The sequence below is a fragment of the Bacteroides sp. 1001136B_160425_E2 genome (assembly GCF_015559655.1).
Taxonomy (GTDB): Bacteria; Bacteroidota; Bacteroidia; order Bacteroidales; family Bacteroidaceae; genus Bacteroides; species Bacteroides luhongzhouii.
On sequence record NZ_JADMQH010000019.1, the window covers coordinates 45164 to 69351 of the forward strand.

Here is a 24188-nt window from a genome sequence, read left to right on the forward strand (position 1 = left end):
TTCCTTACGACAGAAATTTTCCTAATTCTATCTAATTAATTCTTGTCCCAGTACCCAATATTTTAATATCCATAAAGCAATATTCTGTATACACTTCTATATTGGTCTCCAACTCTCAACCATAATTTTTTGCTACCAAAAAAATCGCAATTACATATTTTACAACAAGATTTATAACCAAATCATAAGGCTATAATTTCAATATAGTTAATATCAATTGTACCTGATAAAACTGTAAATATTATATCCCATAAAGCTTCCGTCTTTTGTTCAAAAGTTGTAATTTCGATCGTTTCCCAATTATATGTTGCCGGTAATGTTTTCACCATACCACAAATTATACCATTTATTTTGAATAGTACTTCTGCCGTTCTACTGGCAGTATAACGAATCCGCAGTGTAGATTTACCACTACGGAAAGGAAGTTCCTTCCATTTGAGACTATTTACTTGACCTCCTAGACTTTTTACATACCATCCACCACCATTATTGATATCTGAACACTTGCCCACTACATCTTTACCTGGAGCATTACCTGTATCTCCCGGAACAGCAGAGTTATAACAAAAATCGCAGGCTTCAGCCTCCAACTTCTGAACAGCAGGATACGGTTCGTTACTATATTGTCTCAGAATGTTCAATCGCTGGTTAGGATAGTCATAATACACTTTATCCGAACTTCTCCAATAAGCCGCATTCTCTGCCACATCCGTAAAACCTTCTAGGAATATCAGTTGGGCTTTTTCCTGTCTAAAATAGTTCAATGCCTTTTTTAGTTGTTTTCCATGATCTGCATCCAAAAACATATACCCTTCGTAATTGTCTCCTTCCTCCTTTATTTTATCATAATTCTTGTCATCCACCAAGAAACCGGGAATACCTGTTCCCACTTTAAGTCCCTTATGCTCACGTACCTGATAAGTCTTTGTCATGGCTTCAGCCTGTTTATCCGGACTCTGCCCCGTTTTAGGCACACCAAACCAATTGTTTATACCATCCACATATTCTGAAAAGGCAATTGTCAGATCTCTGTCACACCAGGACTGATCTATAATGAGAAAGGGCTTCAGTCCAAACTCACTTTCACATGACTCAGAAATCCGTTGCAATATATAAGTCAATTTTCCGTGATAAGCATCGACTTCACCAGATTTACTTTTTCCTGCCGTACACGTCAACGAACCATCAGCTAATTTTTCATTAATTAAATCATCTATCAAAAAGCCATTGCATCCCCAAAGGTAAATCAATGGTCTGTCATTGTATTTAAAAAGATACTTATCGGGAATATTCGACATAGCTAACCGCAAATTCCTGTCCCATATATAATAAAACACTTCTTTTTCGAACCTTTCTTTACCTTCCGTAGTCGACAAATCAATATCTATTAAAGGGAAATAAGATTCGGATACTCTTACCCCATTTTTCTTGGGTTTGGAAGAATACCCATACCCTAATGCCTCGTTACGGGCAGCACTCCAAGATGCAGGACAGTCATCAAATATAGCTATTTTAAATTTATCCGCTACGCCCCGACGCTCCATCGCAGCAATCATATCCGGTAACAAGTCTGGTCTGCCATGATCTATTTTATGCTTAGCCAAATCGGCCTGAGTTCCACGACAATTCATTGCAACATAGTCCATGCCACTGTACGCAATCTCTTCTACCAAATTATCCCACCATTCGTCTTCTGTAGTGGTAACTTTTTCAAATAGAGATCTATTATAATAAGTAGTCACTCCGTTTTCAAAGTTTTTAGTCCCTTTTCTTAAATCTCCTTCAAAGCCAACCAAAGAACCAATATAAAAATCCTTCTTCGGAGTTGGCTCCGGTTCAGTCTCCGGTTCAAGTTCCTCCATGGGAGGATTGACAGGAATAAATTCCGATTCATTCTCGTCCGAACAACCGATTAACAGGACTGCTCCTAAAAACATAATCCATTTTGAAATGCTTTTCATAGTATTATCTCCTTATTTACTTAGTTTGTTCCACCATTTGAATGGTTCCGTCTTCATTATAGTATAGCTTATCAACACAAATCGAACGCAGCCAGTCATGATTTGACAATACACTATTGTGGTAGAATGCAAACCACTGCCCCTTGTATTCTACTATTGAACCATGATTAGTATAACTGTCTGTTGGCTCCATATAAATACCCTGCGACTTCCAGGGACCAAGTGGAGAGTCACCTATTGCATAACGCATACGATTGTCCCCTTTCACACCATCGTTCCAGTTTTCATCATGATTGTCAGAATAAGAAAGATAATAGATGCCATTCCTTTTATGTATCCAAGTCGCTTCATGAAAATCCTCCAGTCCCTCCATATCTTTCATCAGACCATCCAGTTCCATCATATTATCTTTTAGTTTACCTCCCTTACATTTTCCGCCGCCACCGTTATAGATGTAGGCCTGCCCGTCATCGTCTACAAACACACAAGGGTCAATGAGCGGATCCATCCCTTCAATATAGCCCTGCACGGTAAAGTCCGAAGCAGGCTTCCTGCTGGTTGCCACACCGATTTTCCAGCTCTTGTCCCAATCGGTATCGCTAGGATGTGGGAAATAAAAATAATAAATCCCATCCTTATAAGCACAATCCGGTGCCCACATAAATCCGCCTTCCTTGCGTCCCCAAGAGACTTGCGATGAATTCAAGATTTCTCCATGATCTGTCCAGTGCACCATATCATCGGTAGAAAACACATGATAACGATCCATCAGGTCGCATCCGTGTGGTGGATCAATATCATGCGAAGCATATACATACAACCGTCCGTCTTCCCAGACATGCGCAGAGGGATCGGCCGTATACATATGAGTGATAAACGGGTTGGAGGCCATCGAATCAATACTGGCAACTATCGTATCATTCATTATCAAGTCTACTTTTTTTCCAAACTTACAAGATGATAGTCCTCCAACCAGACAAACCATAAGCAATGGATATAAAAACCTTCTCATAGCCTTTCTTATTCTTCTACCGGAGATTCGTCAATAGATGAATTATCTTCCGGAATCAAATCGGCACCTGACACTTTACCAATTACAGCATTCTTGATACTAAAGTTAGCTTCATGTTCATTAGCATCGTAGTTTGCCACACGAAGGTCGGAATATTTCTTATGTCCATCTTTTAAAGCAAGGTTCTTTTCAATTTTTGTTCCGTGAATCTTGATCTTCATAGACGGTCCCTCGATGTACAGACCACCGGCATCAGCAACCCCGCGTTCTGTGGTATTTTCTGTAATCGTACAGTTGATAAAATCAATCGTATGTTTGACTACTGATGCAGGACCACCTACATAACGCATTGCACCTCCAATTTCATTGGTGCTGTTTTTCGAAATGGTAGTATTGATAAATTCCGATTTGAAGTCACCATTCGGATTCTGAATCTCGTAATAAATGGCTCCACCTGATTTATCGGCATGGTTACCCGTCAGTACGCAATCAGTCATTTTCAAAGAAGCACCGGTAAAATTGCCACCGCTAACGTAAACTGCTCCCGCATGAAAGTCCGACTTATTATCTTTGAAAGTACAATGATCGAATACAGACACACACTTTTCAAGTTGTACAGCACCGCCTTTATCGCCTACTGACCGATTGTTGGAGAATGTTGTACCTTTAGCAGTAAGCTTACACTGATTGGCAGAAAGAGCTCCTGCTTTTTTCGAAATATTGCCATCAAACAGGCAATCTGTCAAAGTCAATGTCACCTTGTTTGCTCTCAACGCACCACCATATATACTCGTTTCCGCTTTATTGCCGGTAAATGCACAATTCGTAAGTGTGACGGTTGATCCACCGGAGAACTCCGATACTGCACCTGTTGTATTCTGTCCGGTTACGGTAAGATTCTTCATTGCGAAATTCGCACCTTCATGAATATTGATAACCCGTCCGTCCGCCTTTGTCAGCACGTTCTTACTTCTATCAGGTTCCAAACCTTCTACAGTGACCAGATGATTGCATTGCGTACCATTCAAATCAAAAGTCTTATCCAGTTTAACGGCTCCTGAAAACTTGATTACAGCATCTTCTTTCGCACCTCTGGCAAGACTCAGCGCCTTGTTGAACGTAAGTACCGGTTGTTCCTTCGTACCTGGATTCTTATCATTCCCAGTAGTAGCCACAAAAATGTCTTTAGCAAAACCTGTAGTTACCATTCCTACCAAACATAGGCTTAATAAGCCTTTAGTCAAATAATTCTGTTTCATATATAATAATATTAGCAATTAGTTACCAAAATAGATATTTCGTTTTTATTATAATAGAATACTCGTTTCCAAGCGTATATCTTTAGAAGAAGCTCCCACCATAATGGTATAATTTCCGGAAGGACGTACAAAATCCGCCTTCTCCTCATCCCAGCAGCGGAGTAATTCTTTTCTAATCTTTATTTCGACTCGTTGTTCCTCGCCCCGGTTCAAAGTCACCCGGCGAAATCCTTTCAGTTCTTTTATTGGTATCACCTTGCCGGTGTCGGGAAGTTTCACATATACTTGCACCACTTCGTCTCCTTTATATTTACCCGTATTCTTCAGTTTGAACGCAACGCTCACTTCCTCTTTATCATCCGTCACCGAAAGATGACTGTATCTGAAAGAAGTGTAACTCAATCCGTAACCGAAAGGATACAGAACTTCGCCTTTAAAATACTGATACGTACGCCCTTTCGTAATGTCATAATCATCAAAAGGAGGCAATTCATTAAGACTCTTATAATAGGTAAGTGGCAAACGTCCCGCCGGATTATAATCACCAAACAGTACCTCGGCTACCGCAGTTCCTCCTTGTTCGCCCGGATACCATGCATTCACAATGGCCGGAATATGCTCGTCCATCCAGTTCACCGCCAATGAACTTCCCGCTATCAGCACCACTACAATATTAGGATTTACCTTATAAATCTCCTGCAAGAATTCACGCTGGTCGGCAGGCAACTGAATGTCATAACGATCTTGCCCTTCACGCTCGATGGTCTTATTGATCCCCATCACAGCAATCACCGTCTCACATTCGCGAACAGCTTTACCCGCTTCTCCGTACAGGTCGAGACGAGCAGCCTTCTCCATTTGAGGTACTCTCCATTGCAATTTACCAATCGCATAGTCGCGTCTGTCGTAGTATTCCGCTTTCAGAAAATAGTCCCTGCCTGCCTCCAATTCGATGGAAGCAGAGTCTGTGCGGACTGTATGTCCGTCCCAAGCATCAATGAGCATCTTTCCGTCCAAAAACAGACGGCATCCATCATCTGAAGTAAAGTTGAATGTATATTTGCCAGATACTGTAGGACGCAGTTTACCCGTCCAGCGTACCGATAGCGGAGATTTGGGCAAGAACGGATCGGGAGCCTGATTACCAGGTTCGAAGTTAATCCATTCTTCCTTTCTCACTTTCGGAGTCCCTTTCAACTCCGTATTATCATAATATTCCGCTTTCAATCCTTCAGGGAAATTAGCCCCCTGAATCAGCTCCATACCATCCGAAGCTGATTTCCAGGGAGCATAAACAACTTTTACATTACCCCTAACCTTATTTCTAATACCTTCGAGAACTGAAACGGGAGTCACCACAGGCGAACCGCTATAATCACCGAATTCGCATTGCCCCGCATTAATTCCCACCACTGCGATAGATTTCATTTTTTCCGGATTCAGTGGCAGCATATTCTTCTGATTCTTCAATAGTACAATGCACTGACGCGCAGCATCCAATGCTACCTGCTGATGCTCTTTCGAACCAATCACGGCAGGAGAAATCTTTGTATACGGGTTCTGACTTCCGCTATCAAACAAACCTAACTTCATTCGTGCATCCAGCACATGATAAGCTGCTGAATCAATATCCGCATCCGATACCATATACTGACGGTAGGCGTTCAGCAACGGTTCGTCGTACACATCATCCCCACACTCCAGGTCCAACCCCGCCTGAATAGAAAGCGTGGCCGCCGCTTCTTTCGTTTTCACATATTTATGAGCGTTCACCAACAAAGAAGGTCCACCACAGTCAGATACTACATAACCTTTGAACCCCCAATCCTTACGAAGCACTTTTTTCAGCAACCAAGTATTCAATGTGCAGGGTACATCATTGAGCGCATTATACGCCGTCATGATAGAAGCCGCCTTCCCCTCTTTCACGCAAGCCTCGAAAGCCGGGAAATAATAATCACGCAACTGTTTCTCAGAAATCTGCGGATTGCAGACAAAACGATTGTGCTCTTCATTATTCGCTGCGAAATGTTTCGGTGTGGCAACAATCTTCAAGTAGCGGGGATCATCTCCCTGCAATCCTTTCACAAAGGCAACCCCCATCACACCGCTCAGATAAGGGTCTTCGCCATACGTCTCCGGTGTACGTCCCCAACGCGGATCACGTGCCATGTTGACCGTAGGCGACCAGAATGTCAGCAGGTCACTGAACTGTTCTTTCTGGCTCCGTCCCTGGTCGAATTCATTCCAGCGGGCACGTGCTTCATCGGATATAACGGTTGCCACTCGTTTCTGCAATTCCGGATTCCAAGTAGACGCCAGCCCGATGGCCTGCGGAAATACCGTGAAGCGTCCCGGCCGAACCACTCCGTGGAGGGCCTCATTGCCATGATAATATTTAGGAATATCCAGCCGGGGAATACTCGGAGAAGTAGCACGCAATAAACTGATTTTTTCTTCCACTGTCAGGCGTGACAATAAATCGAGGATACGCTCATTGACAGGCATATTCTCATTCTTATAGATTTCCTGTGTCCGTACAACAGACAAACATGCAAACAGTAAAATTCCTATTAATATAAATTTCTTTCTCATGTCTTTTTATAAGGTTTTATCTTCATAATATCATTGCCAAACAACATTGTGTCTTTTCACAAGGGCAAAAATAAACACAGACGCTTTCCTTTTCGCTTAAATTAGACTTAATAAGAAATTAAAAATGCGGTTAATAAGCAAAAAAACACTTTTTTTCACTTTACAGAAAAAAAGGTTTATCCTCTAAATACAGACTATTATGTATCAATCTATATTAAATTATGATGTTCATTAGTTAATGGAATTAAAATTAATCCTTTCGTTAATATATCCACTAATAGCCTTCTCTTTACTTAGGCTGCATGTTTCATACTAATAATTAAATTCATGGAAAGAAAAACACATTTGGCAGCATGGATCGGTATCCTTACCTTCCTAGTTTCATGCAGTGAACATGAAACAATTCTCCCAAAAGGAATAGCATCTTCTGAACCTCAATGGGAGAACCCCGTACCATTACTCCCTCAAAATTGTTACATCGGTTCGCTCATGGGCTTCGAAGGCGACTTGATACGCGGCAATGCTTATAAAAAAGATACACGTACCACTTATTTCAACCAGCCCCTATACGAAAGTGCATTAGACGGAGCCGAAGGAAGAGAAAATGACACAAACTGGTGGAAAACTGAAGAAGGGAAAAGAAAGACACAAGAGTGGTGGGGAAACATGGCGGAAGAGATTGCTTATAGCGGCATAGACTATATTGCTCTCAACTTTAGGGGATATGGGTCACAACTTAAAAACAATCCAGTTAAAACCGATCATGGTGACCCCGATCGGGTGAGTGAATTAGTGCAAGCGATGAAAGAAAGAGGTGTAGAAAACAAATTCAAAATAGCCATTTTTGACGACTGTCCCGCTTCGTGGGAAGCTGCCCGTAATCATTATTTAGGGCGTGGATACAGTGGTTGGGATGCCAACAAAGAGAACAATGAAAAACGTCTCCCCTTCCCGCTAAAGACAATGAAAGCACAGATTGAGAAAATGGAACGCAAGGGATGGAAAAACTGCCCTGAAGAAGACAAAATATTCCGCGACTCCGTCTATCAGTTTATCTGGGATTTCAATATCAAAGCAGCATTGCGAAACATCATTGATGAAGGGAAGAAGATAGGAGTAAACGACTTGCTATTCACCTACGAGGGCAAACCTCTGATCTTTTTCTGGGGATGTGGATTTGTCCGTGCCGGTGACAATAAAGAGGATTGCTGCAATGGCCTGCTTTCTTATATCTGCAAAAGACTTTATGAGGACTGTTACAAAGAAACTGGTATGTACCCGTTATTGGTGGTAGATCAAGACTGGTCAAAGCGTGATTACAGCATACGGACATGCCCATACATAGGCGGTATATCAGGTTGGTTCACCATGGCAGAACCGAGAAGAACTTTCACTCATAACGGATTGACAGTAGGTACTACCGTACCTTCATTTGTCGGTGGCGACAAAGACAAGGGTCCTATGGAAAACTGGGATTGGATTGATCCACGCCACGGCAATCATCTGAAAGAATCACTTGATGACTTCATTAACAAAGGGTGCAATCTTATTTTTCTTGAAGGTTTTACTGATGTAATGGAGAATGCCGCTCTTTGGCGAGCTAAAAAGGATGCTTATGAAAAGACTCATTATGATTATTGCAATCAGCGGCTCAATATCCTACGTCAATATAGCCATAACCCCTACCCGAAAACATATAGGTTAGAAGCTGAAGCATGCGACGAATATGATGACACCGGAAGTACACGTTCTGGAAAAGCATTTCGTCTAGATGGTTTAGATATCTATCGATGCAACGACAAGAATGCAGGATGGCACGTCAGAATGCAAGCCGGCAATTATCTGCAATGGAAAGAAATCCCAGTCAGAGCTGGTTACACAGTATTCAAAATTCGCTATAAATCTACAAATAATGCAACTATAAACTTTCAAATTGATGGTAACAATTCCAATCAGCCCAATAAAATACTACCATCAACAGGAGGATTGTGGGAAACCATAGAATGTTGTCCTTTTGTACAACAAAAAGCAGCTTTACATACAATCACTCTACAGGTATCTAGAAAAATTGATATTAATTATTTCGATATCGTAACGCAATAATAGATAAGAGCAAGATTATCAAATACACTCCACCTTTCTTCAAAGTAAGAAAGAGTGGAATGTAATATACATAAATGAAAGTTACTTACATCTTTCATTACATTGCTTCAAAAGTTATTCTGACAGGTCTCCAAATCACAGTTCCACGACTTTCAATGAAACATTTTTCCTAACTCATCTACTAATTCCAGTACAATCTGTTATAGAAAATGAAATTATCCCCATAAAATCATCAAGATCCTTCTTGCTCATATTATTCTTAGAGTTAGCAAAGTACTAACTTAATTCATAATCCATAAAAACAAAAAGTAGTTAAAGGAGCAATATATTACTTCAACTACTTCTTGTTTATATTATTAAGAACAAGGCCGATATAATCAGCCTTGTTCTTAAAAAGGTCAATCCACTACAATAAGTTTCAATCTTAAAGAGCCCTGTTCCGAACTACCGGCATCATACCTATACTGAGCCTTGAAATTCAATTCTGTTCCAATCTCTACAGTCTGTTCACTTTTCAGTTTCAGCGTAGTTGCACTTTTTCCATTCGGACTGACCAAACCTTCAAAGACACCAGGGTCACCATCCCAAACATAGTATACCCCCTGTCCATTAGTAGAATATGGATCATTACCACCGTATTGAGAATCGTCTTTAGATGCGAAATGAACTTTTCCATTCTCATCCGACCACACCCATGGCTTAAATTCCTTTGCACCATAAGGCAATGCATTGACTAAAACCAAGTCCGACTCATTTATTGGAAGTTCTTGCAACACTACACCATCTCTCAATTGTTGCAGTGTCACGGTTCCAGTCACAACCTTATTCTGCTTATTGTTTTTCAATTTAGCATAGTCACCCAAATTAGCTTCCCAACCACCGCCTTGTCCAAAGAAAACAAACGGTTCATACATCAGCCAACGTTCGCATCCTTCCGATTTCACCCCTTCAGGTAGTTTATCATCATTAATAGTCCATCTAACAGGAACACCACCATAAACATTGTAGTTGGATTCCTGTTTTACCCCATTTACTTTAACAGCACCATCATATCGGCTCGTGTTAGTTACTACACCATTCACAACATGATTCTTATGGAAGAAACGGCCCGGAGTATTACCACTATCCTGATCATTGCCCCAATCAGCATTTGCTGTAATTAATTCGTTCGTTCTATCTATATCAAACTCAACCTCCAGATCGGTAGGCTTGATATCATACAAAGCAGATAAATTATAATTCAACAAACATCCCTGATTGACAGATTGGTTAGGCATAACATAGGCATTTGAGCCAAACTGTAAATTCGTATTCTGTAAGACAAACTGCTTTTTGCTGTAAATCTGAACTAATTCAGTAATATCACCTGTATTCATATCACCCTTAATGACATTTCCATCACCCAAGATTACTTTATGGCTTGCTTTCGGAGCTACCGATGGTGCATACTTCACTTTCACATTCTGTACATACAAAGTCTTTCCCCCTTCAATCTGAACTACAGATTCAACATTGTTATTGACTCCCATCACAAACAAGTTGCGAGAAATATCTTCCTTGAAAGAAGCATGATGACCAATAGTCAGGATAAGTTTATCACCATCTAGTTTGACATTCAATGGATCTGTTCCATCAATAGGGGCCACAGGAGAAGCAAACTTCTCGGCTCCGTTTTCCATATAACGATATTTGAGAGTTATAGCTTGTTGTTCATTCAAACGATTCTTGAACAGTACCCAATCTTCAGGAGCTATTCCACTAGTTTCCAATTCGATTTCAATCGGAGTCTTATAATTAGATTCCAAAGCACTCATCTGAATTGTCTGATCCCTAGCACCCAAAGCCTGCTCCAAAGATTCTACTTTAAACTTGACAGGGAATGAACAGTTCGGTTTAGTTTCTCCATTAACCGTCCATTTCACGTATACTACTACTTCACTTCCCACTTCAGCATTATTTTTCACCAGCATTTTCTTACCTGTATTCACATCTGTACCAATGGAAAATGCCGCATTATCTCCTTCAATAGTATAATCGACGGTAATTGGGAAACCTAATTCTTTGAGCGATTTAAGCTGATCCATGTTATCACCGGTCTTGAATCCGATCATAATCTTGTCATCCAGCGGATAGCCACTATTTATATCAAAAAGAAGAGGTTCATTGACATCGACTTCTCCTTTACCCAATTCATAGCAAACAGCTTCCTCTATATAATGAGTCTCTTTACGCACATTGAAATAATCTGAAGATACGGTGTAACCATTCATTGTAATATCCAGTAATGTCTTATAATAGGTATCATCTTCGAAACCGGTCTGTGGCTGGAAGCCTAATTTCAAGATACCATTCTCATCGACTGTTGCACCTTCTTTCACTGGAGTCAGCATCAGACTTCCTGTTGCACGAGTCACTATATGCAAGTCTTGGCAAGCATATGCCACATTATCTGCAGTCGGGTCGAAATGCGTGGCAGGCAGACATCTGAAATATCCCCATGCGGGTTGTTCGTAAGTATATGTATCGTCAGATTTCATTTTCAACGTAACAGCCACCAATGTCTCTTCCGAAGATACCTGCATCGGTCTGTACTGTACAGAGTTCAACCCACGGAAAAGAGATTCTTCAAGTAGAATAGTATAATTGAGTTCACCGAGTTTCACTACCAATATACCATTCTCCTTATCTTCCGCCAACAGTTTGGTCGTGTTATCCACCTTGATAGTAGTCTGCTCACCACCAATTGCTACATAAGATACATTTTCATTAGAGGTAATCGTGACACTCTCTTTTATTGCAGAAGACGAATTAAACACCATTTTGCTATGAGTTGCTTCATCCAGCACATACTGCCAATTACTCCCATCGTTGCTATACCACCATACATTTTGAGATCCTGCTCCTTCTCCTTCACCTTCAGAATCAGCCGCTACTTTAAAATAATACATCACGTCTGCACCTTGTTTGGGTATGGAAATAGTCTCCACAGCACCGTTTTTGTTTGTCAGATGCAATATAAATTCGGAAGCCTGCTCTTCCACATAATCAATCCACTTCCCGTTGTTGATTGCATCTTCCACTTGCTGCTGCAACTTTTTAGTCGCCTCTTCCACAACAGTCAAACGATTGTCAAGTCCGTCAATGTCGTCATCATAATCTTTACAAGACGAAAATGTCCCCATATAGAGCATCAAAGCCCCACAGAGAACTGCGTTTAAAAACTTTCTGTTCATCATAGATAAATTTTTTGTTATTGAAATAGTTTGTTTTTTATTCCCGAAGAAACATACTTTCCGAGAAGAACTATTACTAAATAAAAGTTCTTTATTAAAGATGAGAATGGAAGGAAATGTCTGCTTCATAATATTACAATTTAAAGAACAAATCTAATTATTTGTTTATGGGAACAAAAATAGGGCGCAAGGCTTTCCTTATCGCTTAAATTGAACTTAATACGCAATTAATTATAGCTTAAATGCGTAATTAATCGGTAAAAAAGAAACTTTCACCCTCTTTTCTTGAAATAAAAATTATCTTTGTACATTCATTTTTATGCAATAAAGATATATTTTTATATGAAAATACAGAACCTAGCATTCCTGTTTTTATTATTCATGTGCCAATCTTTCGCACAAACTCCCGACTACGGCCTTTATATACGAACTTTCCCTTTATTCAAAGAATACACCTCCATGCCCCTAGAAGACGGCAAGGCCTTCGAATGGAAAGGTAAAGAATTTGCAATCGACTTTCAGGTATATGTGAGAAATGAGAATGTATTCGGCAGCATCTGCCGCCTCATTACTGACAAACAAGAAAACATAGGGCTCATGTTCGGAAACGATGATAACAGCCGACGACGCCCCATGCTGGTCATCGGGAATGAAGTATATTTCATAGAGAAAGACATAAAAACAGATAAATGGTTGCCGGTGCGGCTCACCATAAACCCGGAAAAGAATACAGTGACCCTACACTTCGACGGGAAAGAAATCAGTGCATCCAGCCAGAAAATAGCAGTGGCAAAGAGTGCCAGTGTGTTTTTCGGTTCTTGTCCTCTCCACGGATATACACGAGACGCTGTTTCCGTCAACCTCAAAGAAATAAGCGTGCTGCGTAATCAGCAAGAAATCAGGCGATGGACAATGATGTTTCACAATGGCAACACCACTTATGACGAACTGGAACAAAGACCCGCCACCGCTCAAAACTCTGAATGGCTGATTGATAAGCGCATCAGTTGGAACCCCACAGGTATGCTTTCGTTCAGCAAACGTCCTTCCATCACATTCGATGCGAATAGCGGAAGTTTCTATGCCGCTTGCGACAATCGAAACCTGTACAAATACCATTGTTCCGACAACACAACGGACACCATCCGCGTGAAAGGAGGCGAATATATAGCCACCCCTACCAATCAATTGATGTACATTCCACAGGAAAAAACGTTGTTAGCTTATAACATAGATGAACAACTGTTTGCCACCTTCAACTTCTCCACCCGGCAATGGGAAAGCAAACGGTCTCCCTTACATGAACAATCTTACTCGGACAACACCACCAACTACAATCCCGCCGACAGTACATTTGTCAGCTTCGGAGGATACAGACAGTATCGTTATAACAATGAACTGATTCTCGGGCATCCCTGGAAGCCCGACACTCCTTTCCAACGTTTCCCTTTGGATAGCATCGTTCCCAGATACTCCTCCACTTCTGTGATTGTAGACGACACACTCTATATTTTCGGAGGGCGAGGCTGTCCTTCCGGGCGTCAGGAACTCTCCCCACACAATTACTATGACTTTTATGCTATCGACCTGCGTACACGTCACACCCGCAAATTGTGGGAAGTAAAAACACCTCCCGGACAGGAAGATTTTCTGCCCCGTAACAATATGGTTTATAATCCGGAGAATCAATGTTTCTACTTCTTCTGTAACGAAGCTGAAGGAGTGTTGAGGCAAATTGATAAGCATCGTGCACACTTTGAAGATGTGTCACTACCACTCGAAAAACTCGCCGACGCGCAATGCGTCTACACCAACCTCTACTTTTCACCTCGGCAGCAGAAGTTATATCTAGCTTCCATCTACACAAATTCGGAGGATAGATATATCCTGAAAGTATATGAAATGAATTACCCGCCAATAATCGTGAAGAATGTGGCATATGTGGAGAGAAAATCCCTCAAAAAGAGTGATGGGAACTATGGAATGGTGATTCTTTCAGTATGTTTGTTCCTCCTTATCGCAGGAAGCGGCATCTACTGCTGCCACCGACGTAAATTACGGAAAAAAAATATGATGCGGGAAACTTCGCTGTCTGAACTAGCGACAGATTCTGCATCGGCTCCGCCAATAGAAACGGTAGAAGCAACCGAGGAAATCACTAAAACGGGAATCTACCTCTTAGGAACGTTCCGGGTGATTGACAAAAGCGGGGAAGACATCACCTCCCTGTTTACTCCCACCATGAAGCAACTACTGGTCTTACTTATACTGCACACAGGAGGAAGAAAAACCGGTATTTCCGGCCAGAAGATGATTCAACTTTTATGGTCAGACAAGATAGAAGAGTCTGCCAAAAACAGTCGTAACGTCTATTTGAGCAAAATGCGTAACCTGCTGGATAAAATAGGAAATATGCAACTATCGGGCAACCAGTCGGCATGGAGCATCGAATTCGGAGAAAAAACCTGTTGCGATTATCAAGAAGCATTGAATCTATTCCAAAGTCCGAAAAGATTACGCGAACAAGATATACAGCTACTAAAAGTGTTATTGCATGGGGTGATACTCCCCGATATGGATGCGGAATGGACAGAGCCGTTCAAGAGCTCTTTCACAGACTCAACCATCAATTTGCTGTGCGAATGGCTGGAAAGTGATCAATGGGCAGATGATATAAAACTGAAGATGACCGATCTCCTGTTCCAGTATGACCCCGTTAATGAAGTAGCTATGAGGGCGAAATGTCACATTCTTTACCGACAAGGGAAAAAAGGACCCGCTAAAGTGGTATTTGATAAATTCTGCAAAGAATACGTAGAATATCTGGGAAGTAACTACAAGTATTTGTTCAACGAGATTGTCCGGTAGTTTAGAATCTAAAAAAAGTACAAGAGTACACGACTTGAAAAGCATTCGTACCTCCTGTACTTTTTCTCTTATTTATAGAACAAGTATCTTTATTACAGATTCAGCATTTTATACTTGCTAGTAAACACTACCGAACCGGTGTTGTCTTTGGTGATAGAAAAAGGTATTAATTTCTCTTCTTCCGGATTAAGTTCATAATGAATGTCATCTCCGACTTTCTTTCCGCCAACAAACATATTTACCTTGCCGGTATCGGTAATAGTGCCTGTATTCTTAACTGACACCCATACCGTTTTCAGATTGTCGACGAGACTCTCATCCACTTTATGGATAGTCAAGCTGAAATCTGAAGCAAACTCATGTTTATAGTCGAGTATGCCTTTCACTCCTTGGGCTGTATTCTTATAGTTTACACTGTGCTTGATTTCATCCTTGGCAACATACTCGGGACTTACTCCTCCCACCATAATCTTAAATTCACCTTTTTCCACCACACGGTCCATACGATCATTAAGCAGTGAAAGATCATAAGGCGTCAGTTCGAAAGAGATGGTTTTCGATTCCCCCGGTTGCAAAGAGATACGGGCAAAATCCTTCAGTTCGGTAATGCGTGTTTTCACACTGGCATACATATCTGTGACATAGAGTTGCACCACTTCATCACCGGCACGCTGACCTGTATTCTTTACGGTAGCCTGCACCGTCACGTTGCCATTCTCTTTCTCCTGAATCTTGAGATTCGAGTATTCGAACGAGGTATAACTCAATCCGTAGCCAAAACGATAGAGCGGATAATACTCCATATCCACATACTCATATCGACGGCCGGAAGTCTTGAAATTATAGTACAGCGGCACCTGGCCTACATGGCGCGGAAAAGTCATCGGAAGGCGTCCGGCAGGATTACAATCCCCAAAGAGTACATCGGCAGTAGCCGGACCACCCTCCTGTCCCGGCAACCAGTTCACCAGAATAGCTTTACACAGTTGTGCAGCTTCTGTCAGCACATACGGACGTCCGGCTTGTAACACCAATACAACAGGTTTTCCGGTAGCACAGACGGCTTTCATCAACTGCATCTGTTTTCCCGGCAACACTAGTGTAGCCAAGTCTTTATTTTCTCCACACGTCTTGATGATACTACTATAAGACTCGCTTGTAGAGCAATCACCCAAAACCATTACCACCACATCTGCTTGTGAAGCGGCTTTCACAGCTTTGGCGATATTGGATTCATCGTCTGTTGCAAAAGTACACCCTTCTTCGAACAATACTTTCGTCTTATCCCCCACAGCCTCCTTGATGCCTGTCAGCACAGACTTCAACTGTCCAGGCTGCAATTTCGGAGTATAATCACCCGGTTGCAAGTTATCCGCACCGGGTCCCAGCACGGCAATAGTCTTGATGTCCTTCGAAAGAGGTAAGATGTTATCTTTATTTTCGAGCATTACGACAGACTGCCGGGCAGCTTCACGTGCCAGTACTTTATGTTCATCCGAGTTCCATCCCGGATAGATTTTATTCCAGTCCAGTTTCTGACAAGGATTATTCTCAAAAAGTTCGTTGCGGAACATGACACGCAACATCGTACGGCATACTTCATCCAGATTCTTCTGATTGAGACGTCCGTCGGCAGCAGCCTTGATTACTTCCTTATCATTGTAAGTATCGCCGCAATTAGTTGCTATTCCAGCAGCCAATGCCTGATTGGCAGCTTCAATCTTATCTTTGGCCGTATAGTGTTTGCGGGCAGTCAGGTTGCCGATCGCACCGCAGTCGCTGACAATAAAGCCATCAAATCCCCATTCCTGACGGAGAACCTGTTGTAGCAGTTCGGTGCTTTTGGCAATCGGTACCCCCATGTAATCAGAATAAGCCATCATCAGCGATTCGGGGTGATAATTGCGCATCACGTGGCGAAACGGAACCAGATGGACTTCCCGCATCTCCCGCTCATTGAGCCCGATATCATGTGAGTCACGTCCACCTAGCGGAGCGCCATGTCCGCCAAAATGCTTCGGAGTTGTCCACAACCCTTTCGACTGGTATCCTTTAATCCAAGCACCGCCAATCTGTGACACCAATACGGGGTCTTCACCATAAGTTTCTTCACAACGCCCCCAACGAGGATCTTGTGCCACATCAAGCACTGGTGACCATGCCTGTTTGGTATTAGCCGACAGCGTTTCATCACCGATTGCCATCGCCACCTTTTCCGTCAGTTCCCGATTAAATGTTGCTCCCATAGATAAAGACTGTGGGAAAATCGTTGCTCCGCTACCATAAGAGAACCCATGAACTGCCTCTACTTTTGTAATAGGTGGCACATACAAATGAGGAATTCCCGGAATTCCCCATCCCTCACGGATAAGTTCCATCTTATCTTCGGGAGTCATGACAGACAGCAGGCTTTCCACCCGTTCATCCACCGGAAATGTCGGGTCCATGTAGCGTTTATCCGTTACCTGCCCTTTGCGGTCAGTCAGTTTTTTCTCCGCCAGCCAGATGGTGACTTCTTTCAGCCCCAGCACGCCCGGGAATTTCTTTGCCTTATACACCAGCTTCACATGAGCCCCGTATTTCGGCTCGGCAAAGTTGAGTTTCATATCTTTGTTACTTCCCTCTACTTTATAGTCTATGGGAACACCCAAATTCATAGGATCGTACGTCACATAAATATCCAGAAGTTGCTTCAACTCCTCCTTCGAGATGCCCTGCACCATCAAGTCTATCTCTTTCACATCCCCCGGCTCCTGGAGTGCCAGCATCATCCATTGATCCGCATCGTACTTCTGCCCAGATAAGGTCCACATGGTTTTGGCGTTCTTATCGAAAGCCAATGGGGCGGTTTCCATATTCGTCGAAGCGGATACGGACAATACCTCACTAGCCTGTTGGGCAGTCATCGCAACAGAATAAGTCAATGTCGCTACTGCCAGTAATATTTTCAATTTATTCTTCATCCGATCATTCGTTTACATAAGTACCTTCCACTAATTAATTGCTTTCTTTTTCAGGCACGGATTACACAGATTAATACTTTGCAACAATGAACACTAAAGGCCGCGTAATCCATGCCTAAATTATGACATTAACTAATGATGAACTATACTTAAAGATTCATTTTGATTACTTTTTTATAAATTCAAAACGATCTAGATTGATCGGACTCTTGATGTGGAGCGTCATTGTATGCTTACCCTGAGTCAATTTCACACCCTCTACAACGAAAGGCTCATATTGCTGCCATGCTCCGGTAGACAAGGGGATTTCGTCAAACTCCTGTGCACCATCATCAAAAGAGATATAAAAATTACCATTGCCCTGAGTAGCAGCATATACCTTTACATCATAGGTGCCTGCCTCTGCTTCAAATGTATAGTTGAGCCAGTCGCCTCCGGAGGTGTTGCCAATATGAACAGCTACCTTGCTGGCACTGATAGCCACTCCCTTATCTCTGCGATAATTCTTATGATTACCCAGTTCTCCATTCTTGAACTCGTAACCGTTGTCGTCAAAATCTTCTGCTTCAACAATACCTGGCACTTTATTCACCGATGCAGCCAGGCTAATCCAGTCAAGATTGAGATTACCATTCATCGAACGCCACTCAATGTAATGTTCGCCCGGCTGAAGCTCTACATTGGGGATTACGACCGTTTCCCATTTATTATTCGCCGAATTCACCTTAGTTTCCGCAGAACGGACCCATGTGCCGTCGATTCCCAACAGAAAGCTACCTCCACCACGAGTCTGCATCATCATACAAGTGACAGCATAGCGCCCGGCTTCTTTTACATGAATGGTATAGCGAGCCCATTCTTTCCGTTTCATGCCACTTAGATAGGTGATTCCATTCTTTGTTTCCACTTTAATATCACCTTCTGAAGGACGCTTGAAGTAGGCATAATGCGATCCTCCATCATTGAAATTCTCTGCTTCAATCTTTGTTTCTTTTGCCAAAGAAACTTCGGGTACCTTGCCATCTTTCGGAGTTCCCCAGTTGTGCAACATTTTGATGGTTCCGTCGGCATTGAATTCAATTGGGTCAAAGCAAACGGAACGTAATGATCCCTCACCGGAGTAGTTAGCTGTGTGATAAAACATATACCATTTTCCCTTGTATTGGACCACGGAACCATGAGTCGTTTCTTCACCATGCGGATTCATAAAAGCTCCGCAATTCTTCCAAGGTCCCAAAGGATTATCGGATATGGCGTGTATCATCCGGTTACCACCCAAATTATTACTATGATTGTCAGAGTGAACCATGTAATACTTACCGTTATGCTTGAATACCCACGGAGCCTCGTGAAAATCTACAAATCCACTCATCGGAGTCATTTCTCCATCCAACTTCGTCCAGTCGTCCTTTTTCAATTTACTACCCCAGCAACCTTTTCCGGCACCACTAGTGTAAATATACGGCTGACCATCATCATCAATAAACACACCGGGGTCTATCGTGGAAGGAATACCTTCAATGAAGCCTCTTACTTTGAAATTTGCAGCCGGCTCCTTGCTTGTAGCCACAAAGATGCGCCATATATCTTCCCCCTTACCGTTCTCTTTCTTCTGAATCTTGTGCGGGAAATAGAAATAATAATTCTTATCTTTCGGATTGTATACACAATCGGGAGCCCACATGAATCCTTCCACACCTACACCGGTCTGTTTCTTCACATCATCCGAATTGAGGATTTCGCCATGGTCGGTCCATGTTTTCATATCTTCGGTAGAAAACACATGATAACGGTCCATATGGTCACATCCCCTTGTCGGTTCCATATCATGGGAAGCATATACATACAGACGTTCCTTCCCATTGATTTTCCATACGCGCGCGGAAGGGTCGGCTGTATACAAATTACCGACGAACGGACTTTTATACATCTGCGAAGGCAGATTCACAAACAGGGGATTACGTTCCTGCTTCGTCACTATCGGATATTTATAATCGAACCCACCTTGTTTGGCATTCCCTCCTACCAAGTCACCAGTACGTGTGAAGATAAACTTATCTACATTCATACCACCATAAGTACACCATTTCAAAATATGTTTTCCAGCTTTCATGCGGATGCCCTCTGCTTTTACAGAACGGGAAATGTTATCCCAGCTATCGTCCGGAGCATATTGTAACTTACAAGCTGGTTCTCCGTCGAGCTCGAAATAAAAACGACCGTTACCGCCCCCTGCCACACAGAACGTCTCGACAGTATAGACGCCATCCTGTGCCACATTTATAGTATAATTGGTCCAGTCTCCCCTGGTTGTGTGACCGATAATCACTTTTTGACCATTCTTGCTAAGGGCGACCCCTTTATCCTCACGATATTGCTTACAGTTGCCTTCCTTCCCTTTCTGAAAGTTGTAAGCAACACCTGCCCCACCTTCATCATAATCTTCGGCTTCTATCGTCCCCGGTACTTCCAATTTTTTGAAAGGTGTTCCTTTGTAATTCCTAATATCCTCTGTTATGGAAGCTTGAACTGTCATGGCACATACAACCAGCCCAGTCAGCAAACAGAAAAATGTTTTTCCAGTAATGTGTTTCATACTTTTTATTATTAATAATCAAATGATAAATATAAGTGGAAGCAAAAGTAAAGCCGAGAGGCTAACCGGGCTATTAATTTCGAATTAATTGAGATTAATAAATCCTTAAAATAACTTGTACGAAAGGTATTCAGAAAAAAAATCCCCACAAAACCTCTTCACAGAGTTTTCATGGGGAAGGACATTTAATTTAAGTATAGTATCGCAATATAACTTAACGTACTACTGATGAAAGTACCTGCTTCAAATATTTATCATCATTAGATTCTAAACGAACTTTCAATTTCATCGCTTTATCACTCTTTACCGGAACTACCACTTTCATCATCACATGATTCCAACCTTTATTCAGTTTCAAGTTTTCTACAGCCACACTGTTTACACCATCTTTAGGTAAATTGTTTGACTGTAATTCATGATTGATCCAGAGATTGAAACCATAAGGAGTATCAACAATCATATTCATGTGAGGCATATCCGGTTCAGCAAGTAAGTTCACCAACGAACGCGGACTGTATATCCAATAGCTTAAATAGAAAATTCCCGCTTTCTTATTGCTTTCCTTATTCTCAAGAATCATGTTTCCCTGATTCGTACCTGTCATCACTTGCCATGTGAGTTCTCCACTCTTCGTATCCAATCCCGGTTCTAAAGCTATTTCCCCATCCAGGAAATCTTTATCCAACATAAACTTCACATTCTGCTCATTATCACGTGTAGCCAAACAAAACAGTGCACGTTGCAAAGTTGCATTTTCATCAAAGGCCTGCATACCGCTCAAATTACTATTGGATATTTGAGCTCCCAGATTAGCAATAATCTGACGTACTAAAGCATTAGTCTCATATTTAATATCTTTCAAGTCTAAAGAAGCAACTACAAATTCCGTTTTCCCGTTCTTGGCAGAAACTATCGCAGCAGGTGACCCTTTCGTTTCACGTTCGCTACGGAACACGGCCGCTGTCTTTGTATTTTCCGATTTATAATTCCACTTAGTCCATTCGGCAGGACAAGCCTTCAGGATTATTTCGCCTTTATCAGCAAAGTCTCCGGAAATACCGAATTTCATTGCATTCTTATTATTAGGCAATAATTCGGAAAAATAGAAATCGCCATGTCCCATACCTTGTACAGCTACCGCACCAGGAGTTACCAAAAAAGAAGTAGCAGGACGTCTGTCCATCTTCATGGCATAAGGCAGATAAACATTCAATGCATCTACATTAGGGGGAAGCATTCCCCAAATCAACACAGTAATGTTATCTTTTCCTGCTTTGGCCTTGTCAAGCAATGCCAGCTGTTTAGTTTCGGTCGGGAAGTTTTTACCGTCTACTACTATCAACGTTTTACCTTTGGCTAGAGTGTTATCTTTAGCAACTGCAATACCCAGTTCTGTCAATTCCGTAACCAATGTGGAACCTTCACCCGCCAATACAATTACTTTTTCGGCAGGAGCCACCGGTTTCAGTGCAGGTTTTGCAGAAACGACAGGTGCATTGTAAGGTTGCATCGGAGTAGCATTGGCAGCGCGGATTGCATCAAACATCGGCCAAGTAATGTACAACGGTAAAGACGGATCATACCCCGGATTAAATGTTGTCGTATAAGGACCAAGACGTTCCGGCTGCATACCATAACCACCTTCTTTGAATTCGGTGAAGAAAATTCCGTCGTTTGCAGACGGAGCTACACTAGTATCCTTCTGTCCTAAAGCCAAAGGCTGCAAAGCATACCATGCCAAATTGAATACGGAAGCATAAGAAGCGTTGAGTTCATGCTGTGTTTTCAGCAAGTCATAACATTCAATTGCCAACCCTTCCATACGCCCTAATTGAGATTCGTATGAGCGGTCGCCATTATATTTTGAAGTCTGCTTAGGCGTTCCGTAATAAGCCATACTTTGTTCACCAATCCCCCAAGGTTTTCCCTGAGAAGCCCAATTCTTCATACCGTTTATATCACCATAGTGACCAATGACAGTAGGCAATATCGTAGGACGCATGGTTTCACCATCTCCCGAAATCCATCCACGAGTGGGATCCATTTCCTGTGCTGTTCTTACCCAGTGATTAATTTCATCTACCTGACGTTGCACCAGTTCTTCCGGAGATTTGAACACGTGTATGGCCACCGGCAACACTTCGTTGCAAACACTCCAACCGAAAATTGACGCATGATTTCTATCCCTCTTGATATAGCGACGAATATGCTCTACAGCATTAGTCCAGTACTCTTCGCTGTCTATTTTAGGACCACCGTCACTTGACCAAAGCCCTGTTTCACCCAAAATACAAATACCCATTTCGTCAGCCATATCCATGTAGAAACGTGGGAAAGGCTGTGCATGGAGACGAGCTGCATTACAGTTGGCAGCTTTCAAAGCTGTATACCATGCCCACGCATAGCGGCGTGTCATTTGGGGTACTCCTGTGAAATGCCATGAATCACCCGCCAAAGAAATATTCTTGCCATTTAAGCGGAGATGCCCGCCTTCAATATCAAACTCTCTCCATCCGAAACGTTCGTATTTAGTATCTATCGCTTTCTTTCCATCCTTTATACTAATCAAAGCTCCATATAGATGGGGAGTAGAGGGAGTCCAGTAATTAAGTTGTCCGTCAGCCACCGGCTGTTCGATGCGCACCTTTGTCACACAATTCGGGTTTAACACCACCTTCTTCTGTCCCGCAACAGCCAAAGCTACCTTCTCATCCAGTTTACCTGACTGAACAGGTGCCTCATTGATCGATTTTCCGGCCATATTAATCCACTGCTTTACAATACCGTCAATAGTAACCGTTTTTTTCTTCGCTGTAGTATTGTTAATTTCCAGTTCAAAAGCCAAAGTTTTTTTGCTCACTGAAGGCTGCACGAACATATCCTGCACATATACCTGCGGATAGGCAAACAAATAGACATCTTGCCAAATACCTGCCATCTCAGTTCCCCACATAGAACCACCCACATTGACACGTCTTCCATTCTTTCCTTTTTCTTCAAATATTTTAGGTTTGGCTATGCCCACCAAAACTTCATTCTTGTCACCAGCCTTAATAAGATCCGTTACATCTATCTCAAGCGGCATAAACAGTTCAAAGTTCTCTGCTACCAACTTTCCGTTCACATAAATCATGGCTTTACCCATCAATCCTTCAAAATGAAGAATGATACGTTTGTCAGCTCCCCATTCTTTAGACACTTCAAAGTCCTTCTTCATCCATCCAATTGTGGCATCTTTCCATTTTTTCGGATAACTGGGATAAGCAACAAAGTCACCTCCCTGCTTATTTGTAAAGTCATTCACGTTCCATGGAGAAGGAATTTTGATAGGAGTTGCATCCCACCTAAAATCACCCGGCAGCTTAAAATCGCCAGCTTTCGCACCGTAAATGGGCATAAAACTCCATTTTCCATTTAAACATATTTCCTGTCTAAAAGCTTTTTCTGTATCATCCACCAACCCTTTCATCGGATTAAAAGTGTATGGATAGTCATTTTTTGCCTGCATAGCCAGGTTTATACCTGCCAGACAAAGCAAAAACAACATTGCTTTTTTACCAAAATTTACACATTTCAAATTCATGGTATTGTTATAATT

General features: G+C 42.0%; 10 protein-coding genes. 2 read left to right on the forward strand and 8 right to left on the reverse strand.

Annotation, left to right across the window (positions count from 1 at the left end; all coding sequences use genetic code 11):
* Positions 1-182: 182 nt before the first annotated feature.
* From I2I04_RS18345 to I2I04_RS18360, 4 genes are read right to left on the reverse strand one after another with little or no spacing between them, the layout of a single operon-like run.
* Positions 183-1961 (reverse strand): DUF5010 domain-containing protein, encoded by a 1779-nt coding sequence (locus I2I04_RS18345; protein WP_195655596.1) that lies wholly within the window; start codon positions 1959-1961, stop codon positions 183-185.
* Positions 1962-1977: 16 nt separating this feature from the next.
* Positions 1978-2973, reverse strand: coding sequence for a family 43 glycosylhydrolase (locus tag I2I04_RS18350; protein WP_195655597.1), 996 nt, complete (start codon positions 2971-2973; stop codon positions 1978-1980).
* An 8-nt stretch (positions 2974-2981) separates the two neighbouring features.
* Positions 2982-4232: a right-handed parallel beta-helix repeat-containing protein gene (locus I2I04_RS18355; RefSeq protein WP_195655598.1), complete on the reverse strand. Its 1251-nt coding sequence runs from the start codon at positions 4230-4232 to the stop codon at positions 2982-2984.
* 48 nt (positions 4233-4280) lie between these two features.
* Entirely contained in the window at positions 4281-6827 is a 2547-nt protein-coding gene (locus tag I2I04_RS18360) for a beta-glucosidase (protein WP_195655599.1), read from the reverse strand.
* Between the two features lie 327 nt (positions 6828-7154).
* Here I2I04_RS18360 and I2I04_RS18365 point away from each other — a divergent pair, with 327 nt between their 5' ends.
* Positions 7155-8930, forward strand: coding sequence for a DUF5010 domain-containing protein (locus I2I04_RS18365; RefSeq protein ID WP_195655600.1), 1776 nt, complete (start codon positions 7155-7157; stop codon positions 8928-8930).
* A 398-nt stretch (positions 8931-9328) separates the two neighbouring features.
* On the opposite strand, the gene I2I04_RS18370 is transcribed toward I2I04_RS18365, so the two are convergent.
* Positions 9329-12166 (reverse strand): hypothetical protein, encoded by a 2838-nt coding sequence (locus I2I04_RS18370; protein ID WP_195655601.1) that lies wholly within the window; start codon positions 12164-12166, stop codon positions 9329-9331.
* Between the two features lie 339 nt (positions 12167-12505).
* Here I2I04_RS18370 and I2I04_RS18375 point away from each other — a divergent pair, with 339 nt between their 5' ends.
* The gene (locus I2I04_RS18375; RefSeq protein WP_195655602.1) at positions 12506-15031 is read left to right on the forward strand and encodes a kelch repeat-containing protein; all 2526 of its coding nucleotides are present in this window, start codon (positions 12506-12508) and stop codon (positions 15029-15031) included.
* 92 nt (positions 15032-15123) lie between these two features.
* On the opposite strand, the gene I2I04_RS18380 is transcribed toward I2I04_RS18375, so the two are convergent.
* From I2I04_RS18380 to I2I04_RS18390, 3 genes are all read right to left on the reverse strand, one after another.
* Positions 15124-17994 carry a glycoside hydrolase family 3 C-terminal domain-containing protein gene (locus I2I04_RS18380; RefSeq protein WP_195655603.1) on the reverse strand — a complete coding sequence of 957 codons (2871 nt, stop codon included), beginning with the start codon at positions 17992-17994 and terminating at the stop codon, positions 15124-15126.
* A gap of 166 nt (positions 17995-18160) precedes the next feature.
* A complete protein-coding gene (locus I2I04_RS18385; RefSeq protein WP_229127014.1) occupies positions 18161-20590 on the reverse strand; it encodes a family 43 glycosylhydrolase in 2430 nt (809 codons plus the stop codon).
* Positions 20591-20804: 214 nt separating this feature from the next.
* Entirely contained in the window at positions 20805-24173 is a 3369-nt protein-coding gene (locus I2I04_RS18390; RefSeq protein ID WP_195655604.1) for a glycoside hydrolase family 2 protein, read from the reverse strand.
* Positions 24174-24188: the final 15 nt, after the last annotated feature.

What these genes read in the sequence shown, in the direction of transcription:
- I2I04_RS18345 (WP_195655596.1), bottom strand. Translation starts at nt 1,961, where the DNA reads ATGAAAAGCATTTCAAAATGGATTATGTTTTTAGGAGCAGTCCTGTTA.
- I2I04_RS18350 (WP_195655597.1), bottom strand. Translation starts at nt 2,973, where the DNA reads ATGAGAAGGTTTTTATATCCATTGCTTATGGTTTGTCTGGTTGGAGGA.
- I2I04_RS18355 (WP_195655598.1), bottom strand. Translation starts at nt 4,232, where the DNA reads ATGAAACAGAATTATTTGACTAAAGGCTTATTAAGCCTATGTTTGGTA.
- I2I04_RS18360 (WP_195655599.1), bottom strand. Translation starts at nt 6,827, where the DNA reads ATGAGAAAGAAATTTATATTAATAGGAATTTTACTGTTTGCATGTTTG.
- I2I04_RS18365 (WP_195655600.1), top strand. Translation starts at nt 7,155, where the DNA reads ATGGAAAGAAAAACACATTTGGCAGCATGGATCGGTATCCTTACCTTC.
- I2I04_RS18370 (WP_195655601.1), bottom strand. Translation starts at nt 12,166, where the DNA reads ATGATGAACAGAAAGTTTTTAAACGCAGTTCTCTGTGGGGCTTTGATG.
- I2I04_RS18375 (WP_195655602.1), top strand. Translation starts at nt 12,506, where the DNA reads ATGAAAATACAGAACCTAGCATTCCTGTTTTTATTATTCATGTGCCAA.
- I2I04_RS18380 (WP_195655603.1), bottom strand. Translation starts at nt 17,994, where the DNA reads ATGAAGAATAAATTGAAAATATTACTGGCAGTAGCGACATTGACTTAT.
- I2I04_RS18385 (WP_229127014.1), bottom strand. Translation starts at nt 20,590, where the DNA reads ATGAAACACATTACTGGAAAAACATTTTTCTGTTTGCTGACTGGGCTG.
- I2I04_RS18390 (WP_195655604.1), bottom strand. Translation starts at nt 24,173, where the DNA reads ATGAATTTGAAATGTGTAAATTTTGGTAAAAAAGCAATGTTGTTTTTG.